The sequence below is a fragment of the Sphaerisporangium cinnabarinum genome (assembly GCF_055567015.1).
Map to the genome: position 1 here is coordinate 56,131 of NZ_JBVHRG010000004.1, position 20,050 is coordinate 76,180.

A 20,050-nucleotide genomic window follows, 5' to 3' on the forward strand; every position below is an offset into this window, starting at 1 on the left:
GATATGTGGGGTATGCTGGTCGCGGTGCAGGTCGCAGCGGGTCGTGGACGAGCCGCCGGCCACCGCCCCGACCGTCCTCCGGGACGCGGCCGGAGCGGCGCACCGGCCCGGCGTAGTCTGGGCGAAGCCCCCTGAACCATGGCATCCGTGCCACCGTCTCGCCACGAAGGAGCTACGAGTGAGCAGCGTCGACACGTTCGGGTCGAAGGGAACGCTGGAGGTCGGTGAGAACTCGTACGAGATCTTCCGCCTCTCCGCCGTCGAGGGTGTCGAGCGCCTCCCGTACAGCCTGAAGATCCTCGCCGAGAACCTCCTGCGCACGGAGGACGGCGCCAACATCACCGCGGACCACGTCCGTGCGCTCGCGTCCTGGGACCCGGCCGCGCAGCCGGACACCGAGATCCAGTTCACGCCGGCGCGCGTGATCATGCAGGACTTCACCGGTGTGCCGTGCGTCGTGGACCTCGCGACGATGCGCGAGGCCGTCGCGGAGCTCGGCGGCGACCCGTCGCGCATCAACCCGCTGGCGCCGGCCGAGATGGTCATCGACCACTCGGTCCAGATCGACGTCGCGGGCCGCTCGGACGCGTTCGAGCGCAACGTCGAGTTCGAGTACCAGCGCAACCACGAGCGCTACCAGTTCCTGCGCTGGGGCCAGACGGCCTTCGACGACTTCAAGGTCGTCCCGCCGGGTACCGGCATCGTGCACCAGGTCAACATCGAGTACCTCGCGCGCACCGTCATGACCCGTGAGGTCGGCGGCGTGCTGCGCGCCTACCCGGACACGTGCGTCGGCACCGACTCGCACACGACGATGGTCAACGGCCTCGGCGTGCTCGGCTGGGGCGTCGGCGGCATCGAGGCCGAGGCGGCCATGCTCGGCCAGCCCGTCTCGATGCTCATCCCGCGCGTCGTGGGCTTCAAGCTCAACGGCTCCATCCCGGCGGGCGTGACCGCGACCGATGTCGTGCTCACCATCACCCAGATGCTGCGCCAGCACGGCGTCGTCGGGAAGTTCGTCGAGTTCTACGGCGCGGGCGTGGCCCAGGTGCCGCTCGCGAACCGCGCGACCATCGGCAACATGAGCCCCGAGTTCGGCTCGACCGCCGCGATCTTCCCGATCGACGGCGTGACGATCGACTACCTGCGCCTCACGGGCCGCAGCGACGAGCAGCTCGCGCTCGTCGAGGCGTACGCCAAGGAGCAGGGCCTGTGGCTCGACCCGGAGGCGGACGGCTACGTCGAGCCCGTCTTCTCCGAGTACCTCGAGCTCGACCTCTCGACGGTCGTCCCCTCGATCGCCGGCCCGAAGCGCCCGCAGGACCGCATCGAGCTCGGCGAGGCGAAGGAGTCGTTCGCGTCCGCGATCCTCGACTACGTCGACGCCCAGGAGGCTGCGCCGTTCACGGGTCTCGACGAGTCGGTCGAGGAGACGTTCCCGGCGTCCGACCCCATCGCCGCCGCCGCGCACGACGACCCGTCCGACCAGCCGGTCGCGCCGAGCCACGCCGACAGCGCGAAGCGCCCGCACAAGGTCGTCCCGGTCACGCTCGAGGACGGCACGACGACCGAGCTCGACCACGGGCACGTCGTCATCGCGTCGATCACGTCGTGCACCAACACGTCGAACCCGTCGGTCATGCTCGCGGCGGCCCTGCTCGCGAAGAAGGCGGTCGACCGCGGCCTCGCGTCGAAGCCCTGGGTCAAGACGTCGATGGCGCCCGGCTCGCAGGTCGTGACGAACTACTACGAGAAGGCCGGCCTGTGGCCGTACCTCGAGAAGCTCGGCTTCCACCTGGTCGGCTACGGCTGCGCCACGTGCATCGGCAACTCGGGCCCGCTCGCCGACGAGATCTCGGCGACGGTCAACGAGCACGACCTCTCGGTCGTCTCGGTCCTCTCGGGCAACCGCAACTTCGAGGGTCGCATCAACCCTGACGTGAAGATGAACTACCTCGCGTCGCCGCCCCTCGTCATCGCCTACGCGCTGGCCGGCACGATGGACTTCGACTTCGAGCGCGAGCCCCTCGGCACGGACCCGCACGGCGAGCCGGTCTTCCTCCAGGACATCTGGCCCTCCCCGGAGGAGGTCCAGGCGACGATCGACGCGTCGATCGACCGCGACATGTTCACGAAGGACTACGCGGACGTCTTCTCGGGTGACGACCGCTGGCGCGCGCTCGAGACGCCCGAGGGCGACACGTTCGCGTGGGACGCCGAGTCGACCTACGTGCGCAAGCCCCCGTACTTCGAGGGCATGGGCATGGAGCCGTCGCCCGTCACCGACATCTCCGGCGCGCGCGTGCTCGCGAAGCTCGGCGACTCCGTGACGACCGACCACATCAGCCCTGCCGGCGCCATCAAGGTGGACTCGCCGGCCGGCAAGTACCTCGCGGAGCACGGCGTCGCGCGCCGCGACTTCAACTCCTACGGCTCGCGCCGCGGGAACCACGAGGTCATGATCCGTGGCACGTTCGCGAACATCCGCCTGCGCAACCAGCTCCTCGACAACGTCGAGGGCGGCTACACCTTCAACTTCGTGAAGGACGCGCAGGACACGATCTACGACGCCGCGCAGGACTACGCCGCGCAGGGCACCCCGCTCGTCATCCTCGGTGGCAAGGAGTACGGCTCCGGCTCGTCGCGCGACTGGGCGGCCAAGGGCACCGCGCTCCTGGGCGTCAAGGCCGTCATCACGGAGAGCTTCGAGCGCATCCACCGCTCGAACCTCATCGGCATGGGTGTCCTCCCGCTGCAGTTCCCGGCGGGCGAGAACGCCGAGTCGCTCGGTCTCGCGGGCACGGAGACCTTCGACATCGAGGGCATCACCGCGCTCAACGACGGCACCACGCCGTCGACGGTCAAGGTCACCGCCACGAAGCCCGACGGCACGAGCGTCGAGTTCGACGCCGTCGTGCGCATCGACACCCCGGGCGAGGCGGACTACTACCGCAACGGCGGCATCCTGCAGTACGTGCTGCGCTCGCTCGTCAGCGCCTGACGACGACGCGACCTCGACGGCGCGCCCACCCCGGCCGGGGTGGGCGCGCCGTCGCCGTCCTCGGGCAGGTCGCGCGGAGGGCCGGTGTCGGGGGCGCGGCGTAGCGTCGGCCGTATGACACAGCGGTCGTGGTCGGTCCTGGGCGTCCCGTCGAGCGCGGCGGCCCACGGCCCCGGTCTCGAGAGGGCGCCGTCGGCGCTGCGCGCGGCCGGTCTCGTGGACGCGCTGCGGGGGCGCGGGCTCGCGGTCGTCGACCAGGGCGACGTCGAGCCGGCCCGCTGGCGTGCGCACCACGAGCCCGGGCGCCTGAACGACGTCGAGCGCGTCGCCGCGGGCGTCGGTCGCGTCCGCGGCGCGGTGGGGAGCGAGCTCCGAGCAGGTCGTGTGCCGCTCGTGCTCGGCGGCGAGTGCACCGTGACGCTCGGTGTCGTCGCCGCGGCGGTGGACGTGCACGACGACGTCGGCCTCGTCTACGTCGACGGCGGTCAGGACCTCTTCACGGTCGCGTCGCACCCCGAGGAGCCGATCGCCGACGCGACGGGCGTCGCGCACCTGCTCGAGCTCCCGGGCGCGAGCCCGGAGCTGGCCGCCGTCGGGGCGCGGCGGCCGCTCCTGGACGCGCGGCGGCTCGCGTTCCTCGGCTTCTCCGACGCCGAGGAGGACGACGACGGCCGCGTCGTCGCGACCCGCGTCCCCGCCGCCGAGGTGTCCGCGGGCCCGGAGGCGGCGGCACGCCGCGCCGTGGACGGCGTGGGCAGCGGGCCGTTCGTCCTCCACGTGGACGTGGACGTCCTCGACTTCTTCGCGCTGCCCGCCGCGGACGTGCCCGTCTTCGGACGCGGGCTCGTCCCCGCCGAGCTGGAGCGCGTCGTGCGGGAGGTCGTCTCGGACCCGGACCTCGTCGCGGTGACCCTGGTGGAGTTCAACCCGGACCACGGCGGGGCGGCGACGGCCCGCGCGCTCGTCGACCTGGTCACCCGGGCGCTCGCACCCGGCTGAGGCGCGCGCTGCGCACCCCGACGACCGGACGCGACGTCAGAGCGGGGCGTCGAGCGTGCGGGTCCGGTCCCACGGCTCGGTCCATCCGAGCCGGTCGAACAGCGCGTCGAGGATCCCCCCCGTGAAGCCCCAGACGAGGTGCTCGCGCCCGTCGGCCTCCACGAGGAAGCCGGGGCTCTTGTGCACCCGGCGGTCGCGGCGGACCGTCACGGTGCGGCGTCGGCCGGGGTCGAGGAGGTCGGCCACGGGGACCCGGAACACGTGGGCCGACTCGGCGGCGTCGACGGCGCGGACGGGGGTGGGCCGGGCCCACCACCCGAGCACGGGGGTGACGACGTGGTTGCTCACCGGCACGGGCAGCCGGCCGAGCGTGCCGAGCACCTCGACGCCGCCCGGGTCGAGGCCCGTCTCCTCCTCGGCCTCGCGCAGCGCGCCGCCGACGGGACCGTCGTCCTCGGGCTCCAGCCGGCCGCCCGGGAACGCGACCTGGCCGGGGTGGTGGCCGAGCGTCGTCGCGCGCGCGAGGAGGAGCACGTCGAGGTCGGCGGGCACGGCCGCGGCCGGGTGCTCGGCGGGCACGCCGTCGAGGACGCCGAAGAGCAGCAGCACCGCGGCGTCGCGCGCGTCCGGGCGCAGCGTGCCGACGGCGTGGCGCCACGGCTCGGGCCAGGCGCCGCCGTCGCGCGCGAGCGTCGCGAGCTGCGTGCGCGCCGACGCGCGCGCGGCCCCGGGCTGCGCCGTCACCAGCTCACCGGGAGCGGGCGGCCCTCCTCGTAGCCCGCGGCGGACTGCACGCCGACGACGGCGCGGTCCGCGAGCTCGGCGAGGCTCGACGCCCCGGCGTAGGTCGCGGAGCTGCGCAGCCCGGACGTGATCTGGTCGAGCAGGTCCTCGACGCCCGGCCGCTGGGGGTCGAGGAACATACGGCTCGAGCTGATGCCCTCCTCGTACAGCGCCTTGCGCGCGCGGTCGAACGGGGATCCCCCCGCGGTGCGCGCGGCGACGGCGCGCGCCGACGCCATGCCGAAGCTCTCCTTGTAGAGGCGGCCCGTGCCGTCGTCGTGCAGGTCGCCGGGGGACTCGTAGGTGCCCGCGAACCACGAGCCGATCATCACCTGCGAGGCGCCCGCGGCGAGCGCGAGGGCGACGTCGCGCGGGTGGCGCACGCCGCCGTCCGCCCAGACGTGCTTGCCGAGCTCGCGTGCCGCGGCGGCGCACTCCAGCACCGCCGAGAACTGCGGGCGGCCGACGGCCGTCATCATGCGCGTGGTGCACATGGCGCCCGGCCCCACGCCGACCTTGACGATGTCCGCGCCGGCCGCGACGAGGTCGCGCACGCCGTCGGCCGTGACGACGTTGCCCGCCACCACCGGGACGTCCGGCCCGACCGAGCGCACCGCGTCGAGCGCCTGGAGCATCTTCGCCTGGTGCCCGTGCGCCGTGTCCACGACGAGCACGTCCACGCCCGCCGCGAGGAGCTCCTTCGCCTTCGCCGCGACGTCGCCGTTGATCCCGACGGCGGCGCCGACCCGCAGGCGGCCGGCGTCGTCGAGCGCGGGCGCGTAGACCGACGAGCGCAGCGCGCCCTTGCGCGTGAGGACGCCGACGAGCGCGCCGTCGCGCGTGACGGGCGCGACCTTGAGGCGCGCGGTGTGGAGCTGCTCGTAGGCCGCCTCGAGCCCGGCACGACCGCCGTCGAGGACGGAGGCGTCGAGGACGAGCGGGTGGTCGGTCATCACCTGGTGGACCTGGGTGAAGCGGTCGACGTCGGCACAGTCGGCCTCGGTGACCACGCCCACCGGGCGCCCGTCGTCCACGACGACCGCGGCGCCGTGCGCGCGCTTGCCGATGAGCGTGAGGGCGGTGTGGACGGTGTCGTGCGGGCCGACGACGACGGGCGTCTCGATGACGGGGTCCTTGGACTTCACGTCCGCGACGACGTCCGCCACGACGTCGGTCGGCACGTCCTGCGGGATGATCGCGATGCCGCCGCGCCGCGACACGGTCTCTGCCATGCGGCGCCCCGCGACGGCCGTCATGTTGGCGACGACGACGGGGATCGTCGTTCCCGTCCCGTCGGCGGAGGAGAGGTCGACGTCGAAGCGCGACGTGACCTCGGAGCGCGACGGGACGAGGAAGACGTCGCCGTAGGTGAGGTCGGTCGCGGGGGACTGTCCGGGCAGGAAGCGCATGGCTCCATCCTACGAGGTCGCACCCCACCGTTGTCCGCAGTGCGGAAGGAGAGTTCCACGGACGCCGCGTCCGTGCGTCCGGGGCGCGAGTGTGCGTCAATGACGTGAAGGTCCCGTCGCCCGGCGCACCGCGGCGCAGGTCATCGGCCCGGACGGCCTAGAGTTGTCGGGCTGGTCGCACGGGAACGGAACGGAGCATCTGCATGAGCCTGCTTGGCACGATCACCTCGCCCGAGGACGTGCAACGGCTGACCCCGGGGCAGGCGCGCGAGCTCGCCGCGGAGATCCGGGCGTTCCTCGTCGACTCCGTCTCCCGCACGGGCGGCCACCTCGGCCCGAACCTCGGGGTCGTGGAGCTGACCATCGCGATGCACCGCGTGTTCTCGTCGCCCACGGACACCTTCGTGTTCGACACGGGCCACCAGTCCTACGTGCACAAGCTCCTCACGGGGCGCCAGGACTTCTCCGCGCTGCGCAAGCAGGGCGGGCTGTCCGGGTACCCGTCGCGCGCCGAGTCCGAGCACGACGTCGTCGAGAACTCGCACGCGTCCACCGCGCTCTCGTGGGGCGACGGCATCGCGAAGGCGAACGTCGTGCGCGGCCTCACCGACCGGCACGTCGTCGCGGTCATCGGCGACGGCGCGCTCACCGGCGGCATGGCCTGGGAGGCGCTCAACAACATCGCGGAGAGCCAGGACCGGCGGCTCGTGGTCGTCGTCAACGACAACGGGCGCTCGTACTCGCCCACGATCGGCGGCCTCGCGCACCACCTGTCGACGCTGCGCACCACGCACGGCTACGAGAGCTTCCTGCAGTGGGGCAAGCGCACCCTCAACCGGTCCGGCGCGCCCGGGCGGTTCGCGTACGAGTGGCTGCACGGCCTGAAGAAGGGCCTCAAGGACGTCGTCGCACCCCAGGGCATGTTCGAGGACCTCGGCATCAAGTACGTCGGGCCCGTCGACGGCCACGACGTGGAGGCCATGGAGCACGCGCTGCGCCGCGCGAAGGCGTACGGCGCGCCCGTGATCGTGCACGCGCTCACCGAGAAGGGCCGCGGCTACACGCCCGCCGAGCAGGACGTCGCCGACCGCTTCCACGCCGTGGGCAAGATCCACCCGGAGACCGGGCTCCCGGTCGCACCCTCGCGCTTCGGCTGGACGAGCGTCTTCGCCGACGAGATCGTCCAGATCGGGCGACGACGCTCCGACGTCGTCGCGATCACCGCGGCGATGCTCGAGCCGGTCGGTCTCAAGCCGTTCTCGCAGGCGTTCCCCGAGCGCACGTTCGACGTCGGGATCGCGGAGCAGCACGCCGCGACGTCGGCGGCCGGGATGGCGTTCGCCGGGCTGCACCCCGTGGTCGCGGTGTACGCGACGTTCCTCAACCGCGCGTTCGACCAGGTGCTCATGGACGTCGCGCTGCACAAGGCCGGCGTCACGTTCGTGCTCGACCGCGCGGGCATCACGGGCGACGACGGCGCGAGCCACAACGGCATGTGGGACATGGCGATGCTGCGCATCGTGCCAGGCCTGCGCCTGGCAGCGCCGCGCGACGAGGAGACGTTGCGGGCCGCGCTGCGCGAGGCCGTGGACGTCGACGACGCCCCGACGGTCGTGCGCTACCCGAAGGGCGCGCTCTCGGACGCGCTGCCCGCGGTCGAGTCCGTCGACGGCGTGGACCTGCTCGCGGTGCCCGCGGGCGCGGGCGCCGAGGCCGCCCCCGCTGCGGCGGCTCCGGGTGGTCCGCGCCGCGTCCTGCTCGTCGGCCTGGGCTCGATGGCCCGCGTCGCGCTCGACGCCGGGGAGTCGCTCACCGCGCACGGCGTCGACGTCACGGTGGCGTCGCCCACGTGGGTGCTCCCGCTGCCGAGCGCGCTCGTCAAGCTCGCCGGGGAGTACGACCTCGTCGTCACGGTGGAGGACGGCGTCGTGGACGGCGGCGTCGGTGCGCTGCTGGCCCAGCGGGCGCTGGAGTCGGGCGTGCGCACGCCCGTGCACCCGATCGGTCTCCCGGCGCAGTTCCTCGACCACGCCACGCGCGACCAGGTCGTGTCGGCGTACCGCCTCACCGGAGCAGACGTCGCGCGCGACGTGCTGGACGCGCTCGCGGCGCTCGCGCGCGGCTGACGACCCCCGCCGCGCTCCCGGCTCCCGGGCGCGCGGCCCCGGATACGCGGACGGCCCGCGGCGCAGGTGTGCCGCGGGCCGTCGCGTCGGTCAGGAGTGGGTGACCTCGACCGCGTGCTCGACGACGGCGCGCAGGTCGCCGCCGGACGCCGCGTGCCACGCGCGCTGCCGGGCGGCGCCGTTGCCCCCGGACCACAGGCGGCCGAGCAGCTCGGTCACCGCGTCCAGGTCGCCGGCGTCGACGAGCGCGTCGCGCACGTGCGCGACGAGCTGGCCGACGACGTCGTGCGCGGGGGCCGGGCGCCACGTGAGGGGCGAGACGAGGTCCTCCTCGAGGCCCGAGCGGCCGGCGCGCCAGGACGCGGTGCGCAGGATCTCGGGCCGCAGCTCGGGTGCGGGCGTGCCGTCGGCGGACTCGCGGGCCGCCGTCTCGACGAGGCCGCGGGCGAGCGCCGCGAGCAGCGTCGCGGTGTCCGGGTCGAGGCACACGTCCGCGACGCGGATCTCGACCGTGGGGTAGCGCGACGACAGGCGGGCGTCGAAGTAGACCATGTTCTCGTCGAGGATCGTGCCGGTCGCCACGAGGCCGTCGACCGCCGCGCGGTACGCCTCGGGCGAGCCGAACGCGCGCGTCGGGCCCGAGGTGGGCCAGCGCGACCAGACCTGCGACCGGAAGCTCGCGTACCCGCTGTCCTGGCCCTGCCAGAAGGGCGAGTTCGTGCTCAGCGCGAGGAGCGTCGCGAGCCACGGCCCGATCCGGTCGAGCACGGCGACGCCCTCGGTGTCGTCCGCGACGGCGACGTGCACGTGGCAGCCGCTCGTCAGCTGCTCGCGCGCGGTGAGGCCGAACGCGGCGCGCGCCTCGAGGTAGCGCAGGCGCGACACGGTCGTGCCCTCGAACGGCAGGGGAGACGTCGAGAGCGCGGCGACCCGGGCCCCGACGCGGTCCGCGGCCTCCTGGGCACGGCGCCGGCCGTCGCGGATCTCGGTCGCGAGCTCGTCGATCTCGCGGCGCGGGTGCGTCGCCGTCTCGAGCTGCTCCTCCATGAACTCCGACTCCAGCGAGCCGGTGCCCCCGCCCTTGTCGTCGCTGCCGGAGGCCTCGAGGGCCTCGGCCGCGCGGGCGACGGGCTGCCCGTCGTCGCCGACGAGCAGGAACTCTTCCTCGACCCCTACGGTGCGTTTCACCCGGGCAGTCTCACACGGATGCGCGTGGCACGTCCGGCGAGCGTGTGACGGGCGCCCGTGTCGTGCGTCACGACCGCGGTGCGCGGTCCCTGGCGGCAGGGCCGGAGGGCTTGTGAAGGTCATCACAAGACCTCCCCGGCGGGGATGTCGAAGAGCTCGGGACCCGCAGGATCCCGCCGTTCCTGGCAGGTCCCGCCCGCCTCGGGACCTAGGTCCCCGAGCGGTCCCGAACGCCTCCGTCGCGGGCCCCGGGAACCTAGCCTGGAGGTGGCGAAGGAGCCCGTCGGAACCTCGGCCGAGGACCCCACCCGGGTCCTCGCGAGGCCGGCGGGTCCGGCCGGCGCGCGGACCCGCGCGTCAGGCACGAGGGAGGTCCTAATGACCAGCGTTTCCGAGGCACCCGGCACGACGAGCGGCGGCCGCGCGGCGGAGGCGGGCACCGTCGACCCGCAGCACGACACCGCGCACGTCCCCGCGTGGGAGGGCTTCACCGACGGCCCGTGGCGCGACACGGTCGACGTGCGCGACTTCATCCAGCGCAACTACCGCCCGTACACGGGCGACGCGTCGTTCCTCGCCGGCCCCACGGAGCGCACGACGGGCATCTGGAGCACGCTGTCCGCCATGTTCCCGGAGGAGCGGGAGATGGGGATCTACGACGTGGACACCCACACGCCCGCCGGGATCACGGCGCACGCGCCGGGCTACATCGACAAGGCGCACGAGGTGATCGTCGGTCTCCAGACCGACGCCCCGCTCAAGCGCGCGATCATGCCGAACGGCGGCTGGCGCATGGTCGAGGGCGCGCTGGAGACCTACGGCTACGAGGTCGACGAGACCCTGCGCAAGGTCTTCACCGAGTACCGCAAGACGCACAACCAGGGCGTGTTCGACGTCTACCCGCCGAACGTGCGCGCGGCCCGCAGCTCGCACATCATCACGGGCCTGCCCGACGCCTACGGCCGCGGCCGGATCATCGGCGACTACCGCCGCGTCGCGCTCTACGGCGTGGACGCGCTGATCGCCGCGAAGAAGCTCGACAAGCTCGGGCTCGACACGCAGCCCTTCAGCGAGAAGGTCGTGCGCGAGCGCGAGGAGCACGCGGAGCAGATCCGCGCCCTGGGCGAGCTCAAGGAGATGGCGGCCTCGTACGGCTACGACATCTCCGGGCCCGCGACGTCGGCCCGCGAGGCCGTGCAGTGGCTCTACTTCGCCTACCTCGCCGCGGTGAAGGAGCAGAACGGCGCCGCGATGTCGCTCGGCCGCACGTCGACGTTCCTCGACGTGTTCATCGACCGCGACCTCGAGGCCGGCCGCATCACGGAGTCCGAGGCGCAGGAGATCATCGACGACTTCGTCATCAAGCTGCGCATCGTGCGGTTCCTGCGCACGCCCGAGTACGACGCGCTGTTCTCCGGCGACCCGACGTGGGTCACCGAGACGATCGGCGGCATGGGCGAGGACGGGCGCCCGCTCGTCACGAAGAACTCGTTCCGGTTCCTCCAGACGCTCTACAACCTCGGCCCGGCCCCCGAGCCGAACATGACGGTCTTCTGGAGCCCGGAGCTGCCGCAGGGCTTCAAGGACTACTGCGCGCAGGTCTCGATCGACACCTCGGCCGTGCAGTACGAGTCGGACGAGCTCATCCGCCAGCACTGGGGCGACGACGCGGCGATCGCGTGCTGCGTGTCCCCGATGCGGGTCGGCAAGCAGATGCAGTTCTTCGGTGCGCGCGTGAACCTCGCCAAGACGCTGCTCTACGCGATCAACGGTGGGCGCGACGAGATCTCGGGCAAGCAGGTCTCGCCCGTGGCGGCGCCCGTCGAGGGCGACGTGCTCGACTTCGACGACGTCATGGCGAAGTTCGACGCGACGATGGACTGGCTGGCCGAGACGTACGTCGAGGCGCTCAACTGCATCCACTGGTCGCACGACAAGTACGCGTACGAGCGCATCGAGATGGCGCTGCACGACAAGGACGTGCTGCGGACCATGGCGTGCGGCATCGCGGGCCTGTCCGTCGCGGCGGACTCGCTGTCGGCGATCAAGCACGCGAAGGTCTCCGTCGTCCGCGACGAGCGCGGCCTCGTCGTCGACTACGTGACCGAGGGCGAGTACCCGACGTTCGGCAACGACGACGACCGGGCCGACGCGATCGCCGTCGACCTCGTCGAGCGGTTCATGGCGAAGGTGCGCACGCACCCGACGTACCGTGACGCGGTGCCCACGCAGTCGGTCCTGACGATCACGTCGAACGTCGTGTACGGCAAGGCGACGGGCAACACGCCCGACGGCCGCCGGGCCGGCGAGCCGTTCGCCCCGGGTGCCAACCCGATGAACGGGCGCGACACGCACGGCATGCTCGCCTCGGCGCTCTCGGTGGCCAAGCTGCCGTACGACGAGGCGCAGGACGGCATCTCGCTGACCAACACGGTCGTGCCGAGCGGCCTCGGGCGCACCAAGGAGGAGCAGGTCACCAACCTCGCCGGCCTCCTGGACGCCTACATCGGGTCCGAGGGTTACCACATGAACGTCAACGTGCTGAACCGCGAGACGCTCCTGGACGCCATGGACCACCCGGAGAACTACCCGCAGCTGACGATCCGCGTGTCCGGGTACGCGGTGAACTTCGTCCGCCTCACGCGCGAGCAGCAGCTGGACGTGCTCTCGCGCACCTTCCACGGCGCGCTCTGACGAGCCCTGACGAGCCCTGAGGAGCCAGCCATGACCGTCACCCTTCCCGGCCCCGCCGTCCGCCCGCAGCGCGGGTGCGGCGCCCCCGGGAGCACCCTGCCCGACGACGCCACGCGCCTCGACGTCCCGGGCGCCCCGACCTCCGCGGCCGAGCCCGCGGCGTCGGGCACGCCCGTGGGCCACGCACGCCGGGCGGGCGCGGGTCTGGACGGGTTGACGGTCGCGGACGTGGACCGGGCCGACAAGCTCGCGGCGATGCGCGCGGGCGAGCTCGGCTCGGTCCACTCCTGGGAGCTCGTCACCGCCGTGGACGGACCGGGGACCCGGCTCACGGTCTTCCTCAACGGGTGCCCGCTGCGGTGCCTGTACTGCCACAACCCCGACACGTTCGCCATGAAGGACGGCAGGCCCGTCACGGCGGACGAGCTGCTCGGGCGCGTCCGGCGCTACCTGCCCGTGTTCCGGGCGACGCACGGGGGGCTCACGCTCTCGGGCGGTGAGGTGCTCATGCAGCCCGCGTTCGCGGCGCGCGTCCTGCGCGGCGCGAAGGCGATGGGCGTGCACACCGCGCTCGACACGTCGGGCTTCCTCGGGGCGAACGCGACCGACGCGATGCTCGACGACACGGACCTCGTGCTGCTCGACGTGAAGTCCGGCGACCCGGAGACCTACAAGAAGGTCACGAGCCGCGACCTCGAGCCGACCCTGCGGTTCGGGCGGCGGGTCGCCGAGCGCGGGCTGACCGGCCACGCGCCCGAGGTGTGGGTGCGCTTCGTCCTCGTCCCGGGCCTCACCGACGACCCGGACAACGTCGAGAAGGTCGCCGACTACGCGGCCTCGCTCAACGCGATCCGCCCCGGCACGGTGACGCGCGTCGAGGTGCTGCCCTTCCACCAGATGGGCCGCGACAAGTGGGACGCGCTCGGGCGCACCTACGAGCTCGACGACACGCCCGCGCCGTCGGCCGAGCTCACCGAGCGCGTGCGCGACCAGTTCCGCGCTCACGGCCTGACGACGTACTGACCGACCTGCCGACGAGCGCCGTCTCGGCGGGCCCGCGGTCATGAGGCGGGGCCGGGTCGTAGGGTTCACGGGTGCCTGCAGCGACCGTCGACACCCACGACCCCCGTTGGACCGACACCGGGAGGCGGTGGACCGAGCGCGTCGCCGACGCGCTCGCCGACCTCGCGAGCCGTGACGGCACGGCCCCGGTCGTCGAGCACATCGGGTCGACGGCCGTGCCCGGGCTGGCCGCGAAGCCGATCATCGACCTCCAGGTGCGCGTCGCGACGCTGCCCTCCGAGGCGGCGCTGGAGGCGGCGCTCGGGCCGCTCGGGTTCTCGATCGAGCGCGGGGCGCGCCCCGACTCGCCCGGCGTGTACCGGGACGTCCCGCGCCCGGGCGCCGACCCCGCGCCCGAGCTCTACGCCAAGCGCCTGCTCGCCCGCCCCGGCGACGAGGGCGAGCCGCCCGTGATCCTGCACGTCCGGCGCCTCGACTCGCCGTTCGCCGCATACGTCGTCGCGTTCCGCGACTGGCTGCGCGCCGTTCCCGCCGAGGCCGCGGCGTACGAGGCGACGAAGCGCAGCCTCGCCGCGCGCCACGCGGACGCCGACGACTACGACGACTACACGCGCGACAAGACGGCGTTCCTCGACGCGGCGCAGTCCCGGATGGAGCGCTGGCTCGCCGAGCGCGCGAACGCTCCTGCCTGATCCCCGCACGGCGCCGCCCGCGCACTGATACCGTGGTGGTACCAGACGAGAGGAGCTCACGTGGCTATGACCTTGCGGCTCGACGACGACGCGCAGGCGGCGCTGGAGCGTATCGCCCGCCGCGAGGGCGTCTCCGCGAACACCGCCGTCGCGCGCGCGGTCGTGGAGTACGACGCGAAGCGGCGCGAGATGCGTGACCGGCTGCTCGCCGACATCGTGGCGGAGGACCAGGAGCTGCTCGACCGGCTCGCGCAGTAGCCGTGGTCGTCTACCTCGACGAGGACGACCTCGTCGCCGCCGCCACGGCGTTCCTCGGGCACCCGCCCGCCGTCCGCGACTACGGGCTCCTGTCGTCCGCACTGGCGCGTCCGGCCGCGTCGATGTACGGCGTCGAGGCCTACCCCGCCCTCGACGAGAAGGCAGCGGCGCTGCTTCTCTCCGTCACGAAGAACCACGCGCTGATCGACGGGAACAAGCGACTGGGCTGGGTCGCGGTGAGACTCTTCTACGCGCTCAACGGGGTGCGGCTCGTCATGCCGCAGGACACCGCGTACGCCCTCGTCGTCGGTGTCGCAGCCGGCGAGATCGACGACGTCGAGACCGTGGCGCAGAAGCTCGCGGAGCACGTCGTGCGCCGCGAGTCGTGACCGCCGCGAGCGGCGCGCTGCCCGACGTCGCCACCGCTCGGGCGGTCGTCGCGGACGCGGACGCCCTCGTCGCGCTGCTCGCGGCGCTCTCCGCCGCGCCCGGGACGGCGCGCGACCAGGTGCGCGCCGCGTTCGGCGACAGCCGCGAGGAGAAGGTCCTGGCGCGCCTCGACACCGTCGACGTCGCGTCCCTGCGCGACGTCACGCGCGAACGCCTGCGGCTCGGGGCGCTCGCGGACGCGGGCGTGCGGACGGTGGGCGAGGTCGCGCGGCTCGGGCGCGACGGGCTGGCGAAGCTCCCCGAGATCGGCCCGCAGACGGCGACGCACCTGCTCGCCGCCGCCGAGCAGGTGGCGCGCGCCGTGCGCGAGAGCCTGCGCTTCCGGATCGACCTCACGCCGGCGGACCCGGTCGCGACCGCGCTCGTCCAGGCGCTGCACACGCTCGACCAGGCCGACGCCGCCGTCGCGCGCTACGGCGACCAGGTGCGGGCCGCGCTCGCGGAGCACGAGCGCGTGCGCGCCGACGCGCTGGTCGCCGCGAGCGGCCCGCGCCGCCTGCTCGCGTGGGGCGAGCGGCGGCGTCGGGCCTCAGCCGCAATCACGGTGCTCGCCGCGGTCGCCGAGCGGGCGCGGGCCATCGGGCTCGCCGACGAGGCGCGGCGCGTCGTCGGGCTGCTGGCCGAGCCCGCGCGCCCGTACGACGTCTGGGAGGACTTCCGGCGGCGGTCCGCGGCGTACTACGCGCTGCTCGACGGCGTCGCCCCCACGGGCCGCGACGTCGCCGCCGCGGCCGGGCACCTGCCCGCCGAGCTGGTCGACCGCGTGCAGACGCAGGCGCTCGACGAGTCGCTGCTGACGGTCTCGTTGCGCGGGTACCAGGCGTTCGGAGCCCGCTTCGCGCTCGCCCAGCGGCGCGTCGTCCTGGGCGACGAGATGGGCCTGGGCAAGACGGTGCAGGCCGTCGCCGTCGTCGCGCACCTGGTCGCCCGCGGCGCGACCCACGCGCTCGTCGTGTGCCCGGCGAGCGTGCTGGAGAACTGGGTGCGCGAGCTGCGCGCGCACGCGGACCTCCCGGTGCACGCCGTCCACGGCGAGGACCGGGAAGAGGCGGCCGCCGCGTGGCGCGCGGCGGGCGGCGTCGCCGTCGTGACCTTCGCGGGCCTGCGGCGCGCGGGGACGGAGACGTTCACGGCCGCCCGGCCGGTCGCGCTCGTCGTGGACGAGGCGCACTACGTGAAGAACCCGCTCGCGAAGCGGTCGGTGGCCGTCGCGGCCCTCGCCCAGGCGACCGAGCACGTGCTCCTGCTCACCGGCACGCCCATGGAGAACCGGGTCGAGGAGTTCCGCACCCTGCTGGGCTACCTCCAGCCCGAGCTCGCGGCACGCCTCGACGCCGCGCACGGCGCCGCTGGCCCCGACGCGTTCCGGCACGCCGTCGCGCCCGCCTACCTGCGACGCAACGCCGAGGACGTGCTCGAGGAGCTGCCCGAGCTCGTGCAGGTCGACGAGTGGGAGCGGCTCGGTACGGTCGACGGCGCCGCGTACCGCGAGGCGGTCGCGGCGGGGTCGTTCATGGCGATGCGCCGGGCGGCGTTCGCCGTCGAGCACCCCGAGGACTCGGCGAAGCTGCGCCGGCTCGTCGAGATCGCGCGCGAGGCGGCCGAGAACGGGCGCAAGGTCGTGGTGTTCTCGTACTTCCGGGACGTCGTGGACGTGGTCGTGCGCGCGCTCGGCGACCACGCGCTCCCGCCCCTCACCGGCTCCGTGCCCGCCCGCACGCGTCAGACGATCGTCGACGCCTTCACCGCGGCCGAGGAGCCCCGCGTGCTCGTCAGCCAGATCGACGTCGGGGGAGTGGGCCTCAACCTCCAGGCCGCCTCCGTGGTGATCCTGTGCGAGCCCCAGACCAAGCCGACGACCGAGGCGCAGGCCGTCGCGCGCGCCCACCGCATGGGGCAGGTCGAGAGCGTCCAGGTGCACCGCCTGCTCACGGTCGACAGCGTCGACGAGCACCTCGTGCGCCTGCTCGGCACCAAGGCCCGGCTGTTCGACGCGTACGCCCGCCGCAGCGCGCTCGCCGAGGAGGTCGCGGGCGCGGTCGACGTGTCCGAGGCGTCGCTCGCGCGCGCGGTGGTCGACGCCGAGCGCGCCCGGCTGTTCGTCGACCCGGCCGTGACGTCGGTCGAGGACGCACCGGTCGAGGAGGCGCCTGCCGATGTCGTGCTGCCCGGCGCGGCGGGCGACGGCGCGCTCGATGACGCGCCCCACGACGCGACCGAGGACGCGCCCGTCGAGCACTGACGGGGCCCCGGGCGGGCCGTCGTCGCGCTCGGCGCCGGGACGCGGCATAGCGTGGCGTCATGACCGAGACGGACACCCTGCCCCCGCTCAGCCCGCTGCGAGAGGACTGGACCACGGCGCTCGCCGTCGTGGCCCACCCCGACGACATGGAGTTCGGCGCCGCCGCAGCGGTCGCGCGGTGGACGGGTCAGGGCAAGCGGGTCGTGTACTGCATGGTCACGAGCGGCGAGGCGGGTATCGACGGCATGGACCCCGACGAGGCGCGTCGCGTGCGGGGGGCGGAGGAGATCGAGTCCGCGCGGATCGTGGGCGTCGACGAGGTGGAGTTCCTCGGGCTGGCCGACGGCGTGCTCGAGTACGGGCTGCCGCTGCGGCGCGCGATCGCGGGCGCGGTCCGGCGCCACCGGCCCGACGTCGTGATCACCGGGAACTACCGCGAGACGTTCCCGGGCGGGATGCTCAACCAGGCGGACCACGTCGCGACGGGGCGGGCCGTCGTCGACGCCGTGCGCGACGCGGGGAACCGGTGGGTGTTCCGCGAGCAGGTCGAGTCGGACGGGATCGAGCCGTGGGGCGGGGTGCGCCAGGTCTGGGTCGCGGCGTCGCCCGACGCCGCGCACGGCGTGGACGTCAGCGCGACCTTCGACGCGGGCGTGGCGTCCCTGCGCGCGCACGCCGCGTACCTCGACGGCCTCGGCTGGGAGGACTTCGACCCGGCGGCGTTCCTCGGGTCGATGAGCGCCCCGACGGGCGAGCGGATGGGCGTCGCGCACGCCGTCGCCTTCGAGGTCCTGCACATGAACGGAGAGGACTGACTCAGGAGGGGTCGGGCCGTTCCTCGACCTCGACCTTCAGCTCGGGTGCGAACCCGAACAGAGCGCCGTCGTGCGAGCCGACCCACCACGTGCCGCACATCATGGTCGCGGTCTGCTCGGTGCCCTCCTCCCACCACGCCGAGCATGCGGCTGTCGCCCGTAGTGCACCCAGGACGGGCGACCACCGCATGCTCGGCGGGAGAGGGGTGGTCAGGCGCGAGAGGGTGCCGGGACGTTTGCTGCGCCGTCGGGCAGGAACCGGCGGCCCAGGACCTTCTCGCTGTAGCCCGTGCGGTCGAGGTACGGCGTGATGCCGCCCAGGTGGAAGCCCCACCCCGCGCCAAGGATCATGCACAGGTCGATCTGCGACGGGCTCGCGACCACGCCCTCGTCGAGCATGAGCCCGATCTCCTGCGTGAGCGCCGTGAGCACGGAGTCGAGGACGCCGGCCTCGTCCAGCGCCCCGTCGCCGCCCGCCTCGCCCGTGCCGAAGACCCGCTGGATCGCCGGGTCGACGAGCTTGGGCAGGCCCTTCGGCGCGTCGAGGACGACGGGGATCTGCTCGTCGACGATGCGCTGGAGGCCGGGGGACTCGGGGAACCGGTCGCCCAGGTCCTCGCGCAGCGACGTGAGCACGTGCAGGCCGACGGCGGGGCCCACGAGGTCGAACAGCGCGAACGGCGGCATCGGCAGACCGAGCGGTGCGACGGCGCGGTCCGCGACCTCGACCGACGTGCCGTTCTCGACCGCCTCGACGATCTTGCCCATGAGCAGGATGAGCAGGCGGTTGACGACGAACCCGGGCCGGTCGGCGACCAGCACGGCCGTCTTGCGGAGCTTCTTCGTCATGGCGAACGCCGTGGCGAGCGCGGCGTCGTCGGTCTTGGCCGCCTGGATGATCTCGACGAGCGGCATCTGGGCGACCGGGTTGAAGAAGTGCATCCCGACGACGCGCTCGGGGTGCTGCAGGTCGGCCGCCATCTCGGTGATCGAGAGCGCGGACGTGTTGGTCAGCAGCACGGCCTCGGGCGAGAGCACGCTCTCGAGCTCGGCGAAGACCTTCTTCTTGAGCCCGAGGATCTCCGTGACCGCCTCGATGACGACGTCGCAGCCCGCGAAGTCGCCGAGCTCGGTCGTGCCGTGCACGGAGCCGACGATGCGCGCGCCGGTGTCCGCGGACATCCGGCCCGAGCGCACGAGCTTCTCCACGGTCGAGCGGACGTAGCCGAGGCCCTTGTCGACGCGCTCCTGGTCGAGGTCGCGCATGACGACCGGCACCTGGAGGCGCTGGGCGAACAGCAGCGCGATCTGCGCGGCCATGAGCCCGGCACCGACGATGCCCACGCGGGTGACCGGGCGCGCGAGCTTCGCGTCGGGCGCGCCCTGGGGCCGCTTGCCCTTGGAGACGAGCTGGAACGCGTAGACGCTCGCGCGCATCTCGTCGCTCATGATGAGGTCCGCGAGGGCCTCGTCCTCGGCCGCGAACGCCTCCTCGCGCGACGCGGTGCGCGCGGCCGCGACGAGGTCGAGCGCGCGGTACGGCGCGGGGCGCGAGCCCGCGACCACGGCGTCGAGGCGCTGACGCGTCCCGGCGACGACGGCGTCCCACACGGGCTGCGGGTCGAGCTCGCGCCGCTCGACGACGATCTCGCCGCGCAGCACGGCCTCGGCCCAGCGCAGCGAGGACTCGAGGAAGTCGGGCGCCTCGAAGAGCGCGTCGACGAGCCCGATCTCGTACGCCTCCTTCGCCTTGAACGGCTTGTTCGCGGCGGGGCGGGCGAGGATGACGTCCATCGCCTTCTCGACGCCGAGCAGGCGCGGCACGAGGTAGGCGCCGCCCCAGCCGGGGACCAGGCCCAGGCCGACCTCGGGCAGCGCGAGCGCGCCGGCGTCGGACGCGACGGTGCGGTACGTGCAGTTGAGCGCGACCTCGAGGCCGCCGCCCAGCGCGACGCCGTTGACGAACGCGAACGTCGGCACGCCCATGTCCTGGAGCAGCGTGTACGCGGCGTGCCCGGCCCGCCCGAGGGCGAGCGCGTCGTCGCGCACCTGCACGGCCGCGGCCTGCGTGAGGTCCGCGCCCGCGGCGAGGAAGTACGGCTTGCCCGTGATCGCGACGGCGACGATCTCGCCGTCCGCGGCCCGGCGCCGCAGCGTCTCGAGGGTCGTGTGCAGCTCGGCGAGGCCCTCGGGGCCGAGCGTCGTCGGCTTGGTGTGGTCGAGCCCGTTGTCGAGCGTGACGAGGGCGAGCGTGCCCGTCCCGCCGGGGAGCGCGACGTCGCGCACGAGCGAGTGCGTGACGCGCTCCCCGCGCGCGGCGTCCTTCGTCGCGTCCGCGGAGGTGGTGGTGGTGTCGGTCGGTGCGCTCAT

General features: G+C 73.7%; 15 protein-coding genes. 10 read left to right on the top strand and 5 right to left on the bottom strand.

Annotated elements, in window-relative coordinates; genetic code table 11:
• Positions 1-178: 178 nt before the first annotated feature.
• Together ACZ4MO_RS07500 and ACZ4MO_RS07505 are read left to right on the top strand one after the other, a co-directional pair.
• Positions 179-3,001 carry an aconitate hydratase AcnA gene (locus ACZ4MO_RS07500; RefSeq protein ID WP_175008639.1) on the top strand — a complete coding sequence of 941 codons (2,823 nt, stop codon included), beginning with the start codon at positions 179-181 and terminating at the stop codon, positions 2,999-3,001.
• Positions 3,002-3,115: 114 nt separating this feature from the next.
• Positions 3,116-4,000: an arginase family protein gene (locus tag ACZ4MO_RS07505; protein ID WP_175008638.1), complete on the top strand. Its 885-nt coding sequence runs from the start codon at positions 3,116-3,118 to the stop codon at positions 3,998-4,000.
• Between the two features lie 36 nt (positions 4,001-4,036).
• Here the strand turns inward: ACZ4MO_RS07505 and ACZ4MO_RS07510 are convergent, their stop codons facing one another.
• Both ACZ4MO_RS07510 and ACZ4MO_RS07515 read right to left on the bottom strand, forming a co-directional pair.
• Complete coding sequence (locus tag ACZ4MO_RS07510; RefSeq protein WP_175008637.1) at positions 4,037-4,744, bottom strand: NUDIX domain-containing protein; 708 nt, start codon at positions 4,742-4,744, stop codon at positions 4,037-4,039.
• Entirely contained in the window at positions 4,741-6,192 is a 1,452-nt protein-coding gene (locus ACZ4MO_RS07515) for a GuaB1 family IMP dehydrogenase-related protein (protein ID WP_175008636.1), read from the bottom strand. The genes ACZ4MO_RS07510 and ACZ4MO_RS07515 overlap by 4 nt, the downstream gene beginning before the upstream one ends.
• Before the next feature lie 203 nt (positions 6,193-6,395).
• Here ACZ4MO_RS07515 and dxs point away from each other — a divergent pair, with 203 nt between their 5' ends.
• The gene (gene dxs / locus ACZ4MO_RS07520; RefSeq protein ID WP_175008635.1) at positions 6,396-8,318 is read left to right on the top strand and encodes a 1-deoxy-D-xylulose-5-phosphate synthase; all 1,923 of its coding nucleotides are present in this window, start codon (positions 6,396-6,398) and stop codon (positions 8,316-8,318) included.
• A gap of 90 nt (positions 8,319-8,408) precedes the next feature.
• Here the strand turns inward: dxs and ACZ4MO_RS07525 are convergent, their stop codons facing one another.
• Positions 8,409-9,506 (bottom strand): carboxylate-amine ligase, encoded by a 1,098-nt coding sequence (locus ACZ4MO_RS07525; protein WP_061268198.1) that lies wholly within the window; start codon positions 9,504-9,506, stop codon positions 8,409-8,411.
• Positions 9,507-9,884: 378 nt separating this feature from the next.
• Here ACZ4MO_RS07525 and pflB point away from each other — a divergent pair, with 378 nt between their 5' ends.
• From pflB to ACZ4MO_RS07560, 7 genes are all read left to right on the top strand, one after another.
• Positions 9,885-12,200 (top strand): formate C-acetyltransferase, encoded by a 2,316-nt coding sequence (pflB, locus tag ACZ4MO_RS07530; protein WP_074806089.1) that lies wholly within the window; start codon positions 9,885-9,887, stop codon positions 12,198-12,200.
• A 30-nt stretch (positions 12,201-12,230) separates the two neighbouring features.
• The gene (pflA, locus tag ACZ4MO_RS07535) at positions 12,231-13,223 is read left to right on the top strand and encodes a pyruvate formate-lyase-activating protein (RefSeq protein WP_175008633.1); all 993 of its coding nucleotides are present in this window, start codon (positions 12,231-12,233) and stop codon (positions 13,221-13,223) included.
• A 71-nt stretch (positions 13,224-13,294) separates the two neighbouring features.
• Positions 13,295-13,915, top strand: coding sequence for a GrpB family protein (locus tag ACZ4MO_RS07540; RefSeq protein WP_175008632.1), 621 nt, complete (start codon positions 13,295-13,297; stop codon positions 13,913-13,915).
• 60 nt (positions 13,916-13,975) lie between these two features.
• Positions 13,976-14,173: a CopG family transcriptional regulator gene (locus tag ACZ4MO_RS07545; RefSeq protein WP_108047630.1), complete on the top strand. Its 198-nt coding sequence runs from the start codon at positions 13,976-13,978 to the stop codon at positions 14,171-14,173.
• A gap of 2 nt (positions 14,174-14,175) precedes the next feature.
• Complete coding sequence (locus ACZ4MO_RS07550) at positions 14,176-14,562, top strand: type II toxin-antitoxin system death-on-curing family toxin (RefSeq protein WP_175008631.1); 387 nt, start codon at positions 14,176-14,178, stop codon at positions 14,560-14,562.
• A complete protein-coding gene (locus tag ACZ4MO_RS07555) occupies positions 14,559-16,865 on the top strand; it encodes a DEAD/DEAH box helicase (protein WP_222592375.1) in 2,307 nt (768 codons plus the stop codon). Before ACZ4MO_RS07550 ends, ACZ4MO_RS07555 begins: the two co-directional genes overlap by 4 nt.
• A 59-nt stretch (positions 16,866-16,924) precedes the next feature.
• Positions 16,925-17,680, top strand: a complete 756-nt coding sequence (locus ACZ4MO_RS07560; RefSeq protein ID WP_175008630.1) for a PIG-L family deacetylase — start codon at positions 16,925-16,927, stop codon at positions 17,678-17,680.
• Position 17,681: 1 nt separating this feature from the next.
• Here the strand turns inward: ACZ4MO_RS07560 and ACZ4MO_RS07565 are convergent, their stop codons facing one another.
• Together ACZ4MO_RS07565 and ACZ4MO_RS07570 are read right to left on the bottom strand one after the other, a co-directional pair.
• Positions 17,682-17,870: a hypothetical protein gene (locus ACZ4MO_RS07565; protein ID WP_175008629.1), complete on the bottom strand. Its 189-nt coding sequence runs from the start codon at positions 17,868-17,870 to the stop codon at positions 17,682-17,684.
• Between the two features lie 20 nt (positions 17,871-17,890).
• Positions 17,891-20,050 (bottom strand): 3-hydroxyacyl-CoA dehydrogenase NAD-binding domain-containing protein, encoded by a 2,160-nt coding sequence (locus ACZ4MO_RS07570; RefSeq protein WP_175008628.1) that lies wholly within the window; start codon positions 20,048-20,050, stop codon positions 17,891-17,893.